At 66.1% G+C, this 16466-nt stretch carries 11 protein-coding genes and 1 pseudogene; 5 read left to right on the top strand and 7 right to left on the bottom strand.

Going from position 1 to position 16466, the window contains the following annotated elements; genetic code table 11:
* Nucleotides 1-135: 135 nt before the first annotated feature.
* Both AWB74_RS24500 and AWB74_RS24495 read left to right on the top strand, forming a co-directional pair.
* Complete coding sequence (locus AWB74_RS24500) at nucleotides 136-1068, top strand: DMT family transporter (RefSeq protein WP_061149297.1); 933 nt, start codon at nucleotides 136-138, stop codon at nucleotides 1066-1068.
* Nucleotides 1069-1197: 129 nt separating this feature from the next.
* The gene (locus tag AWB74_RS24495) at nucleotides 1198-1725 is read left to right on the top strand and encodes a hypothetical protein (RefSeq protein ID WP_061149333.1); all 528 of its coding nucleotides are present in this window, start codon (nucleotides 1198-1200) and stop codon (nucleotides 1723-1725) included.
* Between the two features lie 16 nt (nucleotides 1726-1741).
* On the opposite strand, the gene arfB is transcribed toward AWB74_RS24495, so the two are convergent.
* The 5 genes and pseudogenes from arfB to recC form a co-directional block, all read right to left on the bottom strand.
* On the bottom strand, nucleotides 1742-2155 hold the full coding sequence (gene arfB / locus AWB74_RS24490; RefSeq protein WP_087039176.1) for an alternative ribosome rescue aminoacyl-tRNA hydrolase ArfB: 414 nt from the start codon (nucleotides 2153-2155) through the stop codon (nucleotides 1742-1744).
* A 114-nt stretch (nucleotides 2156-2269) separates the two neighbouring features.
* Nucleotides 2270-2464: pseudogene (locus AWB74_RS24485) on the bottom strand (aminoacyl-tRNA hydrolase); the annotation flags it as partial.
* A 49-nt stretch (nucleotides 2465-2513) separates the two neighbouring features.
* Nucleotides 2514-4454 carry an exodeoxyribonuclease V subunit alpha gene (gene recD, locus AWB74_RS24480; protein ID WP_061149296.1) on the bottom strand — a complete coding sequence of 647 codons (1941 nt, stop codon included), beginning with the start codon at nucleotides 4452-4454 and terminating at the stop codon, nucleotides 2514-2516.
* Entirely contained in the window at nucleotides 4451-8146 is a 3696-nt protein-coding gene (recB, locus tag AWB74_RS24475) for an exodeoxyribonuclease V subunit beta (protein ID WP_061149295.1), read from the bottom strand. Before recB ends, recD begins: the two co-directional genes overlap by 4 nt.
* Complete coding sequence (gene recC, locus AWB74_RS24470) at nucleotides 8143-11550, bottom strand: exodeoxyribonuclease V subunit gamma (RefSeq protein WP_061149294.1); 3408 nt, start codon at nucleotides 11548-11550, stop codon at nucleotides 8143-8145. Before recC ends, recB begins: the two co-directional genes overlap by 4 nt.
* A gap of 204 nt (nucleotides 11551-11754) precedes the next feature.
* On the opposite strand from recC, the gene AWB74_RS24465 reads away from it, so the two are divergent.
* Nucleotides 11755-14265: an FUSC family protein gene (locus tag AWB74_RS24465; protein ID WP_061149293.1), complete on the top strand. Its 2511-nt coding sequence runs from the start codon at nucleotides 11755-11757 to the stop codon at nucleotides 14263-14265.
* A gap of 5 nt (nucleotides 14266-14270) precedes the next feature.
* Here the strand turns inward: AWB74_RS24465 and AWB74_RS24460 are convergent, their stop codons facing one another.
* Entirely contained in the window at nucleotides 14271-14426 is a 156-nt protein-coding gene (locus AWB74_RS24460; RefSeq protein WP_407642465.1) for a hypothetical protein, read from the bottom strand.
* 278 nt (nucleotides 14427-14704) lie between these two features.
* Between AWB74_RS24460 and AWB74_RS45750 the strand changes: the two genes are divergently transcribed.
* Nucleotides 14705-15106 (top strand): hypothetical protein, encoded by a 402-nt coding sequence (locus AWB74_RS45750; protein WP_143749305.1) that lies wholly within the window; start codon nucleotides 14705-14707, stop codon nucleotides 15104-15106.
* Between the two features lie 173 nt (nucleotides 15107-15279).
* On the opposite strand, the gene AWB74_RS24450 is transcribed toward AWB74_RS45750, so the two are convergent.
* Nucleotides 15280-15753 (bottom strand): Lrp/AsnC family transcriptional regulator, encoded by a 474-nt coding sequence (locus tag AWB74_RS24450; RefSeq protein WP_061149290.1) that lies wholly within the window; start codon nucleotides 15751-15753, stop codon nucleotides 15280-15282.
* Nucleotides 15754-15880: 127 nt separating this feature from the next.
* Here AWB74_RS24450 and AWB74_RS24445 point away from each other — a divergent pair, with 127 nt between their 5' ends.
* Nucleotides 15881-16465 carry a cysteine dioxygenase family protein gene (locus AWB74_RS24445; RefSeq protein ID WP_061149289.1) on the top strand — a complete coding sequence of 195 codons (585 nt, stop codon included), beginning with the start codon at nucleotides 15881-15883 and terminating at the stop codon, nucleotides 16463-16465.
* Nucleotide 16466 lies beyond the last annotated feature (1 nt).

Genomic DNA, 16466 nt, shown 5'->3' with positions numbered 1-16466 from the left:
TAACGCGCAGGTCGAAACAAATGCGCCTGCACGTGTCTCCCGCTTCTTGCGCTCTCTTTGCGCGAACGTCTTCCGGATACGCGCGCGGTGCTAACATGCGCGGACTTTCGATTCGCATACCGAAGTCCGCCCGCCATGTCACCCGCCAATCTGTTGCAACTGATCGTCCTCGCCGCCCTGTGGGGCGCGTCGTTTCTTTTCATTCGCGTCGGTGTCGCCGAATTCGGCGTCGCGCCGCTGATGGCCTTGCGGGTCGGCATCGGCGCCATCTTTCTGATCGGCATGCTGCTCGCGCGCCGCCCACTCGCCGCAACCGCCGCGACGTTGCGCGCGCGCTGGCTGCAACTGCTCGCCGTCGGCATTCTCAATTCGGCGGCGCCGTTCTGCCTGTTCGCGTACGCCGAGCTGACCCTTTCGGCCGGCGCGACTTCCGTCATCAACGCGACGACGCCGCTGTTCGGCGCGCTCGTCGCGTATCTGTGGCTGCGCGACCGTCTGACGACCGCGCGCACGATCGGCATGGCGATCGGTTTTGCGGGCGTGCTCGTGCTGGTGTGGAACCAGATCGCGCCGGAGCATGCGGGCCACGATGCCGCGCTGCCCGTGCAAGGCATGCTCGCGGCGGCGGCGGCGCTCGCTGCATCGGCGCTTTACGGCGTCGCGGGCAACTTCGCGAAAAAGTATCTGATGGACGTCGATGCGATGACCAACGCCGCCGGCAGCATGATCGGCGCGACCCTGACGCTCGCGCCGATCGCGTTCCTCACGTGGCCCGTCGCGCCGGTTTCCGCGCATGCGTGGGGCGCGGTGCTCGCGCTCGGCATCGGCTGCACGGGCATCGCGTACTTCATCTATTTTCATCTGGTGGCGGTCGCGGGCCCCGCGCGCGCGATGACCGTGACCTTCGTCATCCCGCTCTTCGGCATTTTGTGGGGCGCGCTCTTTCTCGGCGAACGCGTCTCGCTGGTGATGATGGCAGGTTGCGCGATCGTGCTCGCGGGCACCGCGCTCGCCACTGGCGCGGTGAAGCGCGTGCCCTTCTTCGGACGGCGCAAATTCGCGCCGTGAACTAGACTCCCTGCGACGGGGCCAGCCGCTCTTCCCTCGCGTCACGCGCATCCGTCAAATTGTTTGGATGCGCGTTGCACGTTGCGCAATGCCGCGTCATCCTTCGCGTTTTTTGCGCCGGGAGTCGATATGGCCATTTCGTTCGCCAAGCTGAAGCATGAAATGATGAAGATGGTGCCGCCCACGCTCTTCTTCTTCGTTCTTCTGCATGTCGTCGTCATCGTTCGCACGTTGATGGTGAAAGGCACCGGCATCTCGCTGCCGACGTCCGCTTCGGTCATCGTCGCTTCGCTGATCCTCGGCAAATCGGTGATGATCGCGAACATGCTGCCGTTCATCAATCGCTATCCGGATCATCCGCTGATCTGGAACGCGGCGTGGAAAACGCTCATCTACACCGTCATCGCCGGCATCCTGCACTATCTCGAGCGCCTCTACGATTTCTGGAAGGAAACGCACGGCCTGGCGGCGGCGCAGCACGCGCTGATCGCGCATATCAACTGGCCGCAGTTCTGGGCGATTCAGATTCTTCTCTTCCTGATGATCGGCAACTACTGCGCGTTCTCCGAACTCGGGCGCGTGATCGGACGCAACGTGCTCAAGTCGTATTTCTTCTGCCCGCGCGTGGACGTGCCGCCGAGATGGCAGCAAAGCTGATTCTTGGACTTTCGGCTTACTCCCCGCGCACCGGTCCGCGTCCCGCCTTGATCGCGCCGCGCTTCACCTTGCTTTCGACACGCCGCATCTGCGATCCGCGCGTGGGCTTCGTCGCGATGCGCTTGCGCTGCGTGACGGCGACGCTGCGGATCAGCTCGTCGAGCCGCGCGAGCGCCGCGGCGCGGTTCATGTCCTGCGTCCGATACTCCTGCGCCTTGATCACGATCACGCCGTCGCGCGTGACGCGGCTGTCGGCGAGCGCGAGCAGACGCGTCTTGATGTGCTCCGGCAACGACGATGCGCGGATATCGAAGCGCAGATGGATCGCGCTCGATACCTTGTTGACGTTCTGACCGCCCGCGCCCTGCGCGCGCACGGCCGTCAGCTCGATTTCGTTGGGCGGCACGGCGAGGCTGTCGGTCATCGTCATCGGTCGGTTCCCTTGATGCGTCGCTCATGAGCGTCATACATAGCGTTATTCATGCCAGACGGCGCATTCTCGCGGCAAGCCCGGAATCGCGCCGCGTCGGTTCTCTCACCGCCTGCGCAAAAATCGCCGGTCGGCGAGCGCGAGCAGACGCGTCTTGATGTGCTCCGGCAACGACGACGCGCGGATATCGAAACGAAGGTGGATCGCGCTCGATACCTTGTTGACGTTCTGACCGCCCGCGCCCTGCGCGCGCACGGCCGTCAGCTCGATTTCGTTGGGCGGCACGGCGAGGCTGTCGGTCATCGTCATCGGTCGGTTTCCTTGATGCGTCGCTCTTGAGCGTCGTACATAGCGTTATTCATGCCAGACGGCGCATTCTCGCGGCAAGCCCGGAATCGCGCCGCGTCGGCTCTCTCACCGCCTGCGCAAAAATCGCCGCCGAGCCGATCACGTCGATTCTGCGCTTCGCGCGCGTGATCGCGGTATAGACCAGCTCGCGCGACAGCACGCGCACGAACACGCCGGGCAGCACCAGCGCCGCGTGTTCGAACTCCGAGCCTTGCGACTTGTGGACGGTCAGCGCAAACGCGGTGTCGTGCGGCGGCAGCGCGGCGGGCGACACGTAGCGCAGCGCGCCATCGGCCATGCGGAACGCGACGCGCAAGAGACCGTCCGCGCCCGGCAGCGCGATGCCGATATCGCCATTGAAGAGCCCGAGCGCATAGTCGTTGCGCGTGACGATCACCGGCCGCCCGGCGAACCACTGCGCGCCGAGCGCCAGCGCAATGCCCGCCTGCTCGCGCACTTTCGCCGCGACGCGCGCGTTCACTTCATCCACGCCGCGCGGTCCCTTGCGCGTCGCGCACAACACGCGAAAGCGATTGAGCGCATCGAAGAGACGGGCGTGATCGCCTTCTTCGCCTTCGAGCACCGTCGACAGCGCTTGCGCGTAAGGCGCGAAACCTTTCGCTAGGCGCGTGAGCGTGCGCTCGGACAGCGCGGCGTCGCCATCGTCGAAAAGTGCCGCGGCGCGTTCGCCGGAGGAGTCGAGCGCATGAAGCGCGGCCTCATCGTCGCCGTTGCGGATCGCGATCGAAAGAAGCCCGATATCCGAATCGAGCCCGAAGCGATAGTTCTTCTCCAGCCAGACGACGCAATCGGTCAGCGCCGACTCCGGGTTAGCTGCTTCCGGCGGCTCGTCGAAAAGTCCGAGTTGCGGCCCGCTTACCGGTACTTCGGCCTCGGCATGCGGCAACGCCCGCTGTAGCCGTTTCGCATCGAGCCCGAGCGCCGACGCGATGCGCGCAATGCCCGCATGGCTGAACGACGGCTCCGCGCTCAGTTCCGCGAACACCGCGCCTGCCTCGACCGCCGAGAGCTGATCCTTGTCGCCGAGCATCACGAGCCGGCTCGACGGCGCGACGGCTTCGAGCAGATGCGCCGCCAGCGCGACGTCGATCATCGAGGCTTCGTCGACGACGATCACGTCGTATGGCAGCGGATTGTCGCGATGATGCCGGAAGCGCCCGTCCGCCTGCACGCCGAGCAGCCGCTGCAGCGTGAACGACGTGCGCGGCAGCCGCGCGGCGAGTTCGGGCGGCAGCTTGTCCGCACGCTCGATCAGCGCTTCCTGCATGCGCTGCGCGGCCTTGCCGGTCGGCGCGGCGAGCGCGATGCGCAAGTCCGGATCGGCATCGAGCAGGCACGCGAGCACGCCCACCACCGTCGTCGTCTTGCCGGTGCCCGGCCCGCCGCTCACGACGGTCAGCCGCCCCGCCAGCGCGGCGAACGCGGCAACACGCTGCCAGTCGATGTCGTCGTCGGCGCGCGGGCCGAAATAGCGGGCGATGCGCGCTGCATGCTCCGCTATGTCCCGCTGCGGCATTTCCATGCGTGCATCGCGCGAGCGTTCGACGAGCGCCTCTGCAAGCCGCCGCTCGTAATCGAAGTAGCGCGCGAGATAGAGCCGCCCATCCTCGTCGATGACGAGCGGCAGCAGATCGCCCGCATCCGCTCGCGCGGCGTCGCGCACGAGGCACGCGACGCCGCTCGCGAGCAACGCGTCTCGCGCCTCGTGAAAGCGCTCGTCGTGACGGCGCGCGAGCGCGGCGAGCGGCAGGCACACGTGACCTTGCGCAGTGGCGCGGCTCATCGCGAACGCGGCGCGCCCGGCCCACAGCACGCCGCGTTCGTCCGCGCCGAGCCGGGCCGCGAGCGCACTCATGCGCAGCGCAAAACCTTCCGCGAGCGCTGCGTTTTCGTCGACACCCGCGCGTTCGATGACATCGGGCGTGCTCATGCCGCACCTCCCGACATCAGCCGATCGAGCGCTTCGACCAGTTCCAGCGACGGCCTGCCGCGATGCACGCCGCTCGCCGCATCGCCATCGCGCCAATCCGGACGCACGCCGCGCACGAAAAGATACAGATAGCCGCCGATATGCGTGTCGTACGCATAGTCTGGCAAGCGCGCGCGCAAATAGCGATGCAGCGCGACCACATACACGAGCGCCTGAAGGTGATACGCGTGCTCCGCCATCGCGACGGCGAGTGGCGCGGCGGCGTAGTCGGAGGCGGCATCGCCCAGATGATTCGACTTCCAGTCGATGATCCAGTAACGGCCGTCGTGCTCGACGATCATGTCGATGAATCCCTTGATGAACCCGCGCAGCGCGCCGGACTCCAGCGCGACATCGGGAAAGCCGTGCGTTGCGAGCAGGCGCCGCAACGCGGTGAAATCGAGCGCATCGGCCGGAAACAGAAACTCGAGCTCGTTCATGCGGCGCGTCATCGCGATACTGTGCAGCCGCATGCCCGGCGCAATTTCAGTCGCGACCGTATCGGCGAGGAGGCGCAGCATCATCGGACGCAGGCGCGGCGCGAGCGCTTCGGGCGCGGGCGTCGGATGCTCGTGCAGCGCGCGCTCGACGGCCGCCGCCCAGCCCGACGGCTCCGTGAAATCGGCAAGCTCGTACATGCGATGCAGGCATTCGCCCGCCGCAGCGCCGCGCGGAAACGCGAGGATGTCGTCGTCGGCGAGCGGCGTCTCGTTCTTCGCGGACGCTTGCGCGCGCGCATCGTCCTTGAGCGCGGCGAGCTCGTCGTGATCGGGACGCGCTTCGGCGGGATGCGCCTGATTCGCCTCGTCGCGCGCGCCGGCGGCGATCAGCGAACTGAAGCTCGCCATGCGCCAGCGATCGCGCAAGATCCTTCGATTCGTGCGCGCGGCGATCTCGTGTTCGTTCGATGACTCGGCGGCGAGCGGCTCGCGCATGTCGATCACCGGCAGCGGCGCGACTCCGACCGCGCCATCCGCCTTCGCCGCGAGCGCGTGCCACGCCGCGACGATGTCCGCGTCTTCCGGCGGCTCCTTGCAGAATCCGTCGAACTCGCGTCCGCTGCCCGCGACGAGCCAGTTGAGCACGCTGCGGCGCGACTCTTTCGTCGACCGGTTCGACAGATAAAAACCCGCGACCACGTAACAGCGGAACACTGCCCGCGTCAGTGCGACATACACGAGACGCGCGCGCTCGGCCGCCTGCTCGCGCGCGATGGCCGCGCTGACGTGATCGTCCTCCTCGCCTTCGATGCCGTAATGCAGCACGGCAACGCCCGCATCGTCGTGATATTCGCGTGCGTCGGGCAGACCCGTTGCGGACGCATCGCGCGAGGCGCCGTCGTTCAGAAACGGACAGAACACGACCGCATATTCCAGCCCTTTCGACTTGTGTACAGTCACGATCTGCACGAGGTTGCGGTCGGATTCGAGACGCAGTTGCGCTTCCTCGCCGCCGCCCTGCCGCTCGCGCTGCGCGGCGAGCCAGCGCAGCGTCGGCGCGATGCCCGGCTGTTCCGCGCAACGCGCCTGCAGCAGCTCCGCGAGATGATTGACGTTCGTCAACCGGCGTTCGCCATCGGGCCGCGCGACGAGACGCGTCGCGATCGACAACTCGCGCGCGAGCGTGCGCCACATCACGGCGAAACCCCGTTCGTGCCAGATCGTGCGATAGCGCGAGAAGCGCTCGACCCAGCTCGTCGAATCGATCGGCTCGCCGTGCGGATCGGCCGCGTCTGCACGTTCGAGACGCCAGAGCGCGGCGGCGTCGAGCCCGAACCAGTCGGTCGCGAGCGCGGCGCGCAGGCGGCGCAGGTCGCCGGGCGTGTCGATGGCGGCGAGCACGCGCTCGATCTGCTCGGCGTCGGCCGAACCGAACACCGACGCCTGCGCGAGTTCCACGCTGCCGATGCCCCACGCGGCGAGCACGCGCTTGACGAGGCTGCCCTGCCGATGCGTCTGCACGAGCACGGCGATATCGCCCGCCGACAACGCCTCGTCGCCGATCCGCACTTCGCCGCGCTGCGCGCCGCGCAAAAGCCGCGCGATCTCAGCGGCGCAGGCTTCGGCGGCGTCGCGCTGCGCGTTGGTTTTCGACAGCGCCGCTTCGCCATGCGGCAGCATCCAGACGCAAAAATCCGCGATGTCCGAATAGGCCGCGGCGGGTGTGTCGTCGATGAACGGTCCGCGCTTACGGGTGCCCGCGCGCACCGGCTGATAGTCCAGCCCGTCGAGGATGAACGCCTTCGCATTCACTTCGAACAAGCGGTTGCACGCCTCGATGATCGGCGGCGTCGAGCGCTGATTGACCGCGAGCGTATAGCGCGCGCTCGCGCCGTCGCGCGCGGCGAGATACGTGTGCAGATCGGCGGCGCGGAAGCTGTAGATCGCCTGTTTCGGATCGCCGACGAGAAAGAGCGGCCCGTGCGGCGCGAACACACGGTTGAAGATCGCGTATTGCAGCGGGTCCGTGTCCTGGAATTCGTCGATGAGCGCAGCCGGATAACGCGCACGCAATGCCTCGGCGAGCCACGCATGTTTGACGAGCGCGTGATGCAGGTTCGACAGCAGATCGTCGAACGACACGACGCGGCGCGCGCGCTTGCGCGCCGCGAGTTCCGCGGGCGCGTGATCGAGCCATTCGCGCACGACATCGAGCCACAGCGCGCGCTGCGACGCTTCGGCGGCTGCGGCGGACGCGGCAAGCGCTTCGGCCTGATCGAAGAACGCATGCACGGGCGGCGTGTTCTTGAGCTTCGTGCCTTTCGCGAGCGCGGTGGCCGTGAGCTTGAGCGCGCGTTCGGGCGGCGGCGCGTGGCAGTCGCTTTCGGCGAAATACGCAGTCCATGCGTCGATGGCCTCGCCGATGATCTTCGCACTGTAGCTGTTGCCTTTGAGCGCACCCTGAGCGTCGGCGAGCAGCTTGACGATGGTGTCGCGCTCGGCGTTCCACAGCGCGCAGGCTTCGTCGAAGAGCGCCTGCATGTCGGCGGCCTCGGCCGCGCCGGTGTCGCCGAAGCGAAGCGCGGCCAGCGGCTTTTTCAGACGCCGCGCGAGTTGCGCATCGAGCGATGCCGGGCCCGCGCCTTTCGCGACGAGCCACGACGCGAACGACGCCGTGCGCGCCGCCACCGGCTCGACGCGCTCGCGCCAGAAGTCCGCCGCGAGCTCGAAGCGCAGCGCGCTGTCGTCGGCTTCCATGTCGAATGCGAACGGCATCGCGGCGGCGAACGGCGCCTCCTGCAGCGCGCGCTGGCAGAACGCGTGAATCGTGTGGATCGCGGCCTGATCGAACGTGGAGACCGCGATGCGCAGGCGCTTCGCGGCTTCGTCGGCATCGAGATCGGTGAGCGTCGTGTCGAAAAGCTGTTCGATGAACGGATCGCCGGCGGCATCGCCGTTTTCGATCGCATGCGCGACGCCCGCGAGCCGCGAGCGGATGCGCTCGTGCAGCTCGGCGGTCGCGGCCTTCGTGAACGTCACGACGAGAATCTGCTCGACGGACAGGTGCTTTTCGAGCAGCAGGCGCACGTAGAGCGCGCAGATGTTCCAGGTCTTGCCCGTGCCGGCGGAAGCTTCGATCTGGTTCACGCCGTCGAGCGCGCAAGAGAAGACGTCGAGTTCCTGCACTTCTTTGTTATCCACGGAGGTTGTCATGCGCCGCTCCGCAGATGTTGCTTGAGCGGCTCGAAGACGATGCGCGCGAGCGCGGCGAAGGCATCGTCGAGTGCGAGATTCGCGCCGCGGAATGCGATGCGCAACACCGGATCGTCGGATTCGGCGCGCGTGCGTTCCGACTCCCACGCGCCTTGCGCTTTCGAATCGCCCTCCTTCACCTTGAGCCACGCGCTCTTCGGAAAGAACCTGAGCGGCATGCGCCGTCCCGCGCGATAGAGCGCCGCGAGCGCGGCGAGATGCGTGAGCGGATCGGCGACGGGCGTCAGCTCGAAATCCGCCGCCTGCGAGCCGCGCCCGTGCCAGATCGTGCGGCGCGGGCCGAGCGGCAGCGCCGCGCAATACGCGAGATGCGCGAGCCACGCCGACAGATAATCGCGCGCGCGCGGCGCGTCGTAGCGATAGATCACCTGCCCTTGGGGCGTCAGCGCGTTGAGCGTGCCGGCGAGCGTCATCGGACGAAGGTCGACGAGCGCATCGTCGAAGGCGCCGAAGAGCGCGACGTTATCCGTGTCGGGCCAGTGCGGCGTGAGATCGAGCGTGAACGGCAGACGTCCGATACCCGCCGCCGTCGACGCGCGCACCCGCTCAGCCAGTTGACCGAGCGCGTGCAGCTCGCGCGCCTGCCACACGCCGCCCGTCGCGCCGCCCGGCATTTCGGGACTCGCGCGGGCGACCCGTCTCGCGCGTTCGCGTGCGGCGCGATCGTTGTCATCGTCGGCGTCGAGCAGCGCGGGCAGCACGCGCGCGGCAAGCGCGTCGCGGCCCGGAAAGCCCAGTTCGAACGGCTCGGTGTCGTCGAGCTCGGCTTCTGCATCGACGAGCGCGATGCCGAGCCTGTCACGCAGAAGCGCCCGCGCGGGATGCCGCCAGAAGCGCACGAAGTCGTCGAACGCGACCGTCTGCACCTCGTCTTCCTGCGGCAAGGGCGCGGAGAAGAACGGCGCGACGGGCTGCGTCCTGCCGGATTCCAGCGCGCGTGCGAGTTCGGCACGCTCGGGCTCGTAGGTGTACAGCCGGCCGTCATCGCGAAAATAGTCGGGCGCATAGGGCTGAAGAGGATGCTCGAACACGAAGCTCGCACGCGCTTTCGCGAGTGCTTCCGGCGCAGCATGCTTGCCCGCGACGGACTTCGCCAGATAGTCCAGCAGTTCGTCGATGAGCGCGGCGGGCGGCAGCACGGCGTTGTCGCGGATGCTGCGTCCCGTGTACGCGATCATCAGCCGGTCGCGCGCGGCGAGCAGGAGATCGAGGAACAGGTTGCGCTCGTCGTCGCGCCGCTGCCGGTCGCCGAGTCTGGAAAAGCGCGCCATCAGGTCGAACTCGTCGGCGCGCGTCAGGCTCGGCAACATGCCGTCGTCCATGCCGAGCAGACACACGACGCGATACGGCAAGCCGCGCAGGCTCGTCAGCGACGAAAACGTGACGCCGCCCCACGGCACGCCGCCGCGCGCGGGATCGTCGAGCGTGTCGGTGAGCGCGGTGCGGATCACCGCCGCCGACACTTCGGTTTCGCCCGCGCCCTCGTGCATCGCGACGACGAGCGCATCGATCGCGCCGCGCACGTCGCCGATCGAATCGGTGAACGCGACGCCGGCATCGAAGAAACGTTCCAGCGCTTCGAGCAGCAGATCGCCCCAGGCGCGTGCCGTACGCGGCGTCGCGATGCGCGCGGCAAACGCGTCGATATCGTCGACGAAGCGCGTGAGGCGCCCGAGCAGCTCGGCGTCCGAGCCGTTCGCGCCTTCGATCGGCAGCCATTCCGCGACCGGCGCGCCGCCCTTCGGCAGCGCGTAGCCGAGATAGAGACGCGTGAGGGCATCGGCGAACGTGTGGCGGGCGGCGGGCACGTGCTCTTCGGTGACTTCATCGGGACGCAGGCCGCGCCGCGCGCCCGCGGCGGCGAGCCACGCCTGCGCCGTTTCGAGCGCGATGGCGTCGATGCCGTAGCGCGCCGCGATCGCATCCACACGCAGCCATTCGACGAGCTCCGGCGCACCGACGCCGCGCTCGGTGAGCGCGAGCCAGTCGATGAGCGCGCGCGCGACGGGATTCGCCTGCGACGGCGGCAGGCCCGTGATGCGATACGGAATGCGCCGCCGCTCGTTGCTCGCGCCCGCGGGCGCTGTGCCGAAAATGCCGTCGATGAGCGGTCCCGCCACCGCGAGATCCGGAAACGCGACGAGCACGTCCGACGGCTCCAGCCCTTCGATCTCGTCGAACCAGTCGAGCAGCCGGTCGTGCAGGACTTCGAGCTGACGCGACAGGCTATGACACACGTGCACTTCGATGCCGTTCTCGACGATCTCATCGGGCTGCGGCTCTGCGTTCTCTTCATCGAGCGCGAGGATGCCGTTCTGCACGCGCGCGAGCCACGTCGGCGCGGGATTGGCTTCGAAAAGCTGCCGCTCTGCCGACGACGCGCTCTCGGTCAACTCGTGCAGCATGTGAAGCTGCGCCTGCGTTTGCCGGCCCCATTCCGCGAGCAGCGGATGGCCGACTTCCTGATAATCCGCCTCGCCCTTCAATTCGAGTTGCTCGACGCGCGCCTCGCTCACGATGTCGAACCAGAACTCGCGGCACGGATTGCTCGCGTACACGCGCACGTCGATCCAGCGCGACAGCTCGCGCAAAAGCGCGATATGCAGCGGCGGCATCGTCGGCAGCGCGAACACGCTGATGCGGCGCGGCCATTGGGCGCGCATTGCGGCGTCGAGGTCGAGGCCGGGGGCGTCGGCGAGGAAGCGGTATGCAGGCGGCGTCGGGTCTTTTGCGTCGCCGCTCGCATCGAAGGCGAGATCCGCGAGCAGCGCGCGCCAGAGCGCGGCCTGCCAGCGTTCGTCTTCGCGTTGGATATCGTTGGCGCCCGCGAGACGCGGACCGCGTGTATCGATTTCCGCGCCTGAGCCAGGACCACCCGCAAGAATGGACCCGCCCGCCTGCCAGTGATTGAGCCACTCCGGCCGATACGTCAGATAGTGATCGAAGACCGTCGCGATGCGGCGCGCGAGTTCATAGCGCATGGAATCGTCGGCGGCGTGGAGATAGGTCGAGAGCCGCGCCGAATCGCCGAACGACGGGTCTTCGAACAGCCGATAGCAGCGCCACGCGAGCCGGTCCGGCGCGAACGGCGAATGCGCGGGCACCGGCAGCACGCGGCCGATCTGCGCCCACAGCCATTGCGCCAGATAGCAGAAGTCGACGTTCGCGCAGATGCCGAAACGCTCCGCCATGTCGAGCTCGAGCCGCCGCCGCAGGGCCGCGCTCGGCACGATGACGGCCTCGCGCGCGAAGGGATCGCCCTCGCGCATCGCGAAGGTGTCGAGGTCTTCGAAGAGCGCGGCGGCGAGCGTCTCGTGACGGTTCGAATAGAAAAGTTCGAGCATGGAAAATGGCTTGCAATGCGGCCCCGGAACGCGTCGTCCGCTGCACGATTTGAAAAGCTTTGTAGATTCAGGCGCCAGCATAGCAAAGCATGCGCGGCGTCGAGAACCTGGCCGAATGGCCGAGGTCCGAAGCCCGTGGGAGTTGAGTTAGACTCGTTCTCGCCTCGTCCCCGAAACATCAACGAGCGTCAAAACAGGAAGTCGATGCGCTATTCGTTCGAAATCAGGAAGTTCATTTACAGCCAGTATTTCTTCGGCGGTTTGCGCATCGCTTTGGGCGTGTCGCTGCCCGCCGTCCTGATGCTCATCGTTTTTGACAATCGCGAGCTTGGTTTCACGATCGCGACCGGCGCGCTCGGCGCGTGCGTCGTCGACATGCCCGGCCCGCTGCGGCACAAGCACAACGAGATGCTGGCGTGCACGGTCATCGGTTTCGTTGCGGCGCTTGCAACGGGCATCGCGACGGCGCACCCGCTCACGCTCTGGCTCACCATCGTGCCGCTGACGTTCGTGCTGTCGCTGATCGTGGTGTACGGCAATCGCTGGCCGCAAATCAGCTTCGCGACGCTCTTCATGATGGTCGTCACGCTCGAAGAGCATTTCACGCCGATGCAGGCGCTCATCAACGCTTCGTGGATTCTCGTGGGCGGTCTCTGGTACACGTACTGGGCGACGCTCGTGAGTCGCCTGTTCGTCTATCGCATCGAGCAGCAGGCGCTCGCCGAAAGCATGTTCAGCTGTGCGGAGTATCTGCTCGCGCGCGCCGAGTTCTACGATGGCGACGCCGATCTCGACGAGTGTTATCGCACGCTGATCGAAAAGCAGGCCGTGGCCGTCGAGCGGCAGGAAGCGGCGCGCGACATCGTGCTGCGCAATCTGCCTAAGGTGAAGAGCGGCAAGCTCGATCCGCGGCGCGCGCGGCTCTTCAACCTGTTCATCAACGTCGTGGATCTGCACGAGTTTTTCGTCGGCTCGCATACGGACTATCCGCTCGTCAGAAAGACCTTCGCGGGCTCCGACGTGCTCGTTTTCTATCGCGACCTGGTGCGCAAGGCCGCCGCCGACCTCGAAGATATCGGGCTCGCCGTGCTGCAGAACAGTCCGGCCGGCAAGCAGATCAGCATGAAGGCCGAACTGCGCGCGATCGAATTCGAACTGGAGCTCATGCGCAAGCACGGACTGCCGGAGAAAAATCCCGAAGCCTATACGGCGGCGACGGCCGTGTTCAGGCGCTTGTGGAGCGCGACGCGCCTCATCGAAAAAATGCGCCGCCGCACGCGCGACGACGCGAGCCAGACCGAGACCGAAGTGCAGATCGACCATGCGTTGTCGCGCTTCATCTCGAGCCGGCGCGTGCCGTTCATGCAGATTTTCTCGAACCTCACGATGTCCTCGCCGAGCTTCCGGCACGCGCTGCGCGTGACGATCGCGGTGGGTATCGGCTACTGGCTCGGGCGTCTTTTGCCGCTCACGAACGCATACTGGATCGTGATGACCACGGTCATCATTCTGAAGCCGGGCTACTCGCTCACGAAGCAACGCAACACGCAGCGGATCATCGGCACGGCGATCGGCTGCACGGTGACCATCGCGCTGATCCTCTTCGTGAAGGAGCCGCATCTCCTGCTCTTCGTGATGTTCGCGTCGATGGTGATGAGCTACAGCCTCCTGCTTTTCAACTATGCGGCGAGCGTCGTGTTCACATCGTCGTATGTGCTGTTGATGTTTCATCTGCTCGCGCCGGGGAGCTTGCGGATCATCGGCGAGCGCGCGATCGATACGGTCGTCGGCTGCGCGATCGCCATCGCGGCGAGCCATCTTTTTCCGTATTGGGAATACCGGCTGATGGGCAAGCTCGTGAAGGACCTGCTCGCCGCGACGCGCAACTATCTCGAAGCCAGCTGGTGGTGGCGGGCGAAGCCGGCTTCCCAGACCGAGCGGACGCGCGCTTCGTCATCGACGGTAGAAACGCCGGCCGTGTTCGCCGATGCGAATGCCGGCGCAGTCGCCGCGGCGTCATCGGTCATCGCGGAAGCGGCCGGCGAGCCGTCGGCCGCCACGACGCTGCCCGAACCGGCGATCGTCGCGGATTCGGCGATGAAAGCCGCGAGCGCGACGGCGCAACGATTGTCGTCAGTGAGCATCGGGGAGAGCACGGCGGCCACGGCGAGCAAGGGCGCGTCCGTGGCGGCGACGGTCGCCGCCACGGCACTCGACCGCGACTTCCGCTATCGGCTCGCGCGCAAGAATGTGCACATCGCGTTCGCCAACCTCGCCCAGGCGTTCCAGCGCATGATGCTGGAGCCGAAGGCGCAGCAGAGGTACGTCGCCGAATTGAACGATCTGCTCGTGCAGAGCCATGTGCTCGCCTCGCAGATCACCGCCGCCGCGCCGCTTTTGCAATCGCTCAATGACGCGGGCGGCCAGCCGTTCGAGCCGGTGCAGCGCACGTTCGGCGTCGTGCGCGACAATCTCGCTGGCGCCGTGGACGATCTGCCCGCCCCAGCACAGCCCGATTCACCGCCCGCGCAAGCCGACGCGCTCAAGGAGCTACGACGCGATCTCGACAAGATGGTGGTCGATGCCGAGCGCACCCAGTCGCTGTCCGCCGATGCGCTGCACGACCTGAAGCTGCTCGCGCATCAATGCAAGCAGATGCTGACGGCGGCGTCGCTCATCGGAAAAGACGCGGCGCAGATTCGTCTTCCGGTTTGAAAGCGCTACTGTGACGCGCCGAGCGCGGGCACGGCGGGACGCACGTCGCTGGCGGCGGACGGTTGCGCCTCTTGTCGGTCGAACTCGCGTTTCTCGCGGATCGCGTTGAAGAGGACCGTGCCGATCACGATCAGAATCACCACGACGATGAACACGCTCACGGCGCGTGTCGGGTTTTTCCGGGGCGTGCCGTGCGGGTGGCGAGGGTCGCGAGGATCGTGGGTCATGGGGATGCGGAAAGTAGCGCGGTTTCGAGAGAAGAACCGCCATCCTAGCCGCTTTGGATTTCAGTCGGGTTTCGAACCGCTGCGAACGTTTCAGGATGCGCGCTTCCAGCGCGAAATTCTCTACTGCACCAACGCGCTTGAAGAGCATCGGCCGACCAGCAATACTTGTTCCGATTCCATGCGCGTCCGATCCCCGCAAGGCTACAGGGGCAATGCAGGGATACCTAGTGACCGGACGTGTTGCGCCGCCCTCGCCGGGCGGCTTTTTATTTGAACGAATGCGCAGTGAGTCGCTGGCGCAGCGCATCGCGGAGCGACAAGCAAAAATGGCGGATCACGAGATCCGCCATGCTGGCTGCACCGCGCAGACCGCCCGGTCAGAACGTGACTTTCTGATCGATGACGGTCTTGCCGTTGATAGTAATCACCGAAGAAGCCGAACCGGTCTGCGTCGACGTGCCGGGCTGCATGCCCGCGCCATCACGAAAGAAATCGCCAATCTGTTTCGCGGCTCCGCCAGCGACGCCGGATTGCGACAATGCATTGCGCGTGATTTTGATCATTTCTTTGAATCTCGCCTGAATTTGAGGCCCATAGGCCGTGTGAATGCGTGACATGCCCTCATGTTCCCGGCCTTTCGAAATCCCGAGCGTTTACGAGCTTCAAGACCGGGCACGATTCATCATACGCATCTGAATCGTCCGCGTATTGCTAAAAACTCCTAACTTTATTTGAGTTTGAGCAGGAAATGCAGCCGCCCTTCGTCAGCAGTCGCCGAGACAGAGGCTCAAGGCTCCAGTGCCGGCCTCACCGGAAGCGCCGTCGAATACTTGATCTGCTCCATCGCGAAGCTCGAGCTCACGTCATAGAGCGGCACCGCACGAATGAGTTGCTTGTACACGCGGTCGTAGTCGTCGATATCGGACACGACGACGCGCAGCAGATAATCGGTCTCGCCGCTCATCCGGTACACCTCGACCACTTCCGGAATATCGCGCACTGCGCGCGTGAAATCCTCCGCCCACGTCTGCGTATGCTGGTTCGTGCGCACTGCGACGAACACTGTCGTGCCCACGCCCAGCTTCTTCGGATCGCACAGCGCCACCTGCGCGCGAATCACGCCCGTCTCCTTCAGCCGCTGAACGCGCTTCCAGCACGGCGTCTGCGACAGATTCACACGTTGCGCGAGCTCCGCGATGGGCATCGTCACGTCGTTCTGCAGCAACTCGAGCAGTTTGCGGTCGATGAGGTCCATTCCCATGCTGCACCCCTGGTAGGAAATTATTCTATTTCTGGATATCCGAGCGGAATTATATGGAAACTAATTCTGGAGGCAAGCCGGTATAAATAAGCCGATCAGATAACAACGAAGAGACGGCCCTTTCACTATGCGACCCGAACATGTCAGCCGCCCGACGCGGCCTTTATTCTGCGCTTCCGGCGCCAATCGGAGCGTGGCGCTCGAACAGTTGTGCAGCGAAATCGATGCGGCTTTCGAAGCCGCCAAAACCGCGCCGCAAGCGTCGTTCGGACAGCGCGTGCGCCTCGCACTGCAACGCGCGATCGCAGCGCCTGGCCTGCTGCGGCCGGATCAGCGCGTAAGCAATTCGCAAGCGTATTGCCGCCATCTGCTCGCCGCCGATCCGCTCAACCGCTATGCGATCGCCGCGCTCGTCTGGGAGCCGGGGCAGGCGAGCCCGGTGCATGGCCATCGGACATGGTGCGGCTATGCGGTCATCGAAGGCACGCTCGAAGAAACGCTTTATCGCTGGGATACGCTCGAGCATCGCGCGATCGAAACGCGGCGGCATCCCCGTCCGCCGGGCGCGGTGTCTTACGTGGATGCGGGACGCGGCGCGATTCATCAGCTCGGCAATCCCGCCGATGCCGCCGCGCGCGCCGTGTCGCTGCATATCTACGGCGTCGCGGGCGCGCAGATCGCCACGCACGTCAACGATCTGCTCGCGGCGTGAC

Source organism: Caballeronia arvi, assembly GCF_001544695.2.
Taxonomy (GTDB): domain Bacteria; phylum Pseudomonadota; class Gammaproteobacteria; order Burkholderiales; family Burkholderiaceae; genus Caballeronia; species Caballeronia arvi.
Note: the sequence above shows the minus strand (reverse complement) of the source record. Positions and strands in the feature narration are given on the sequence as shown.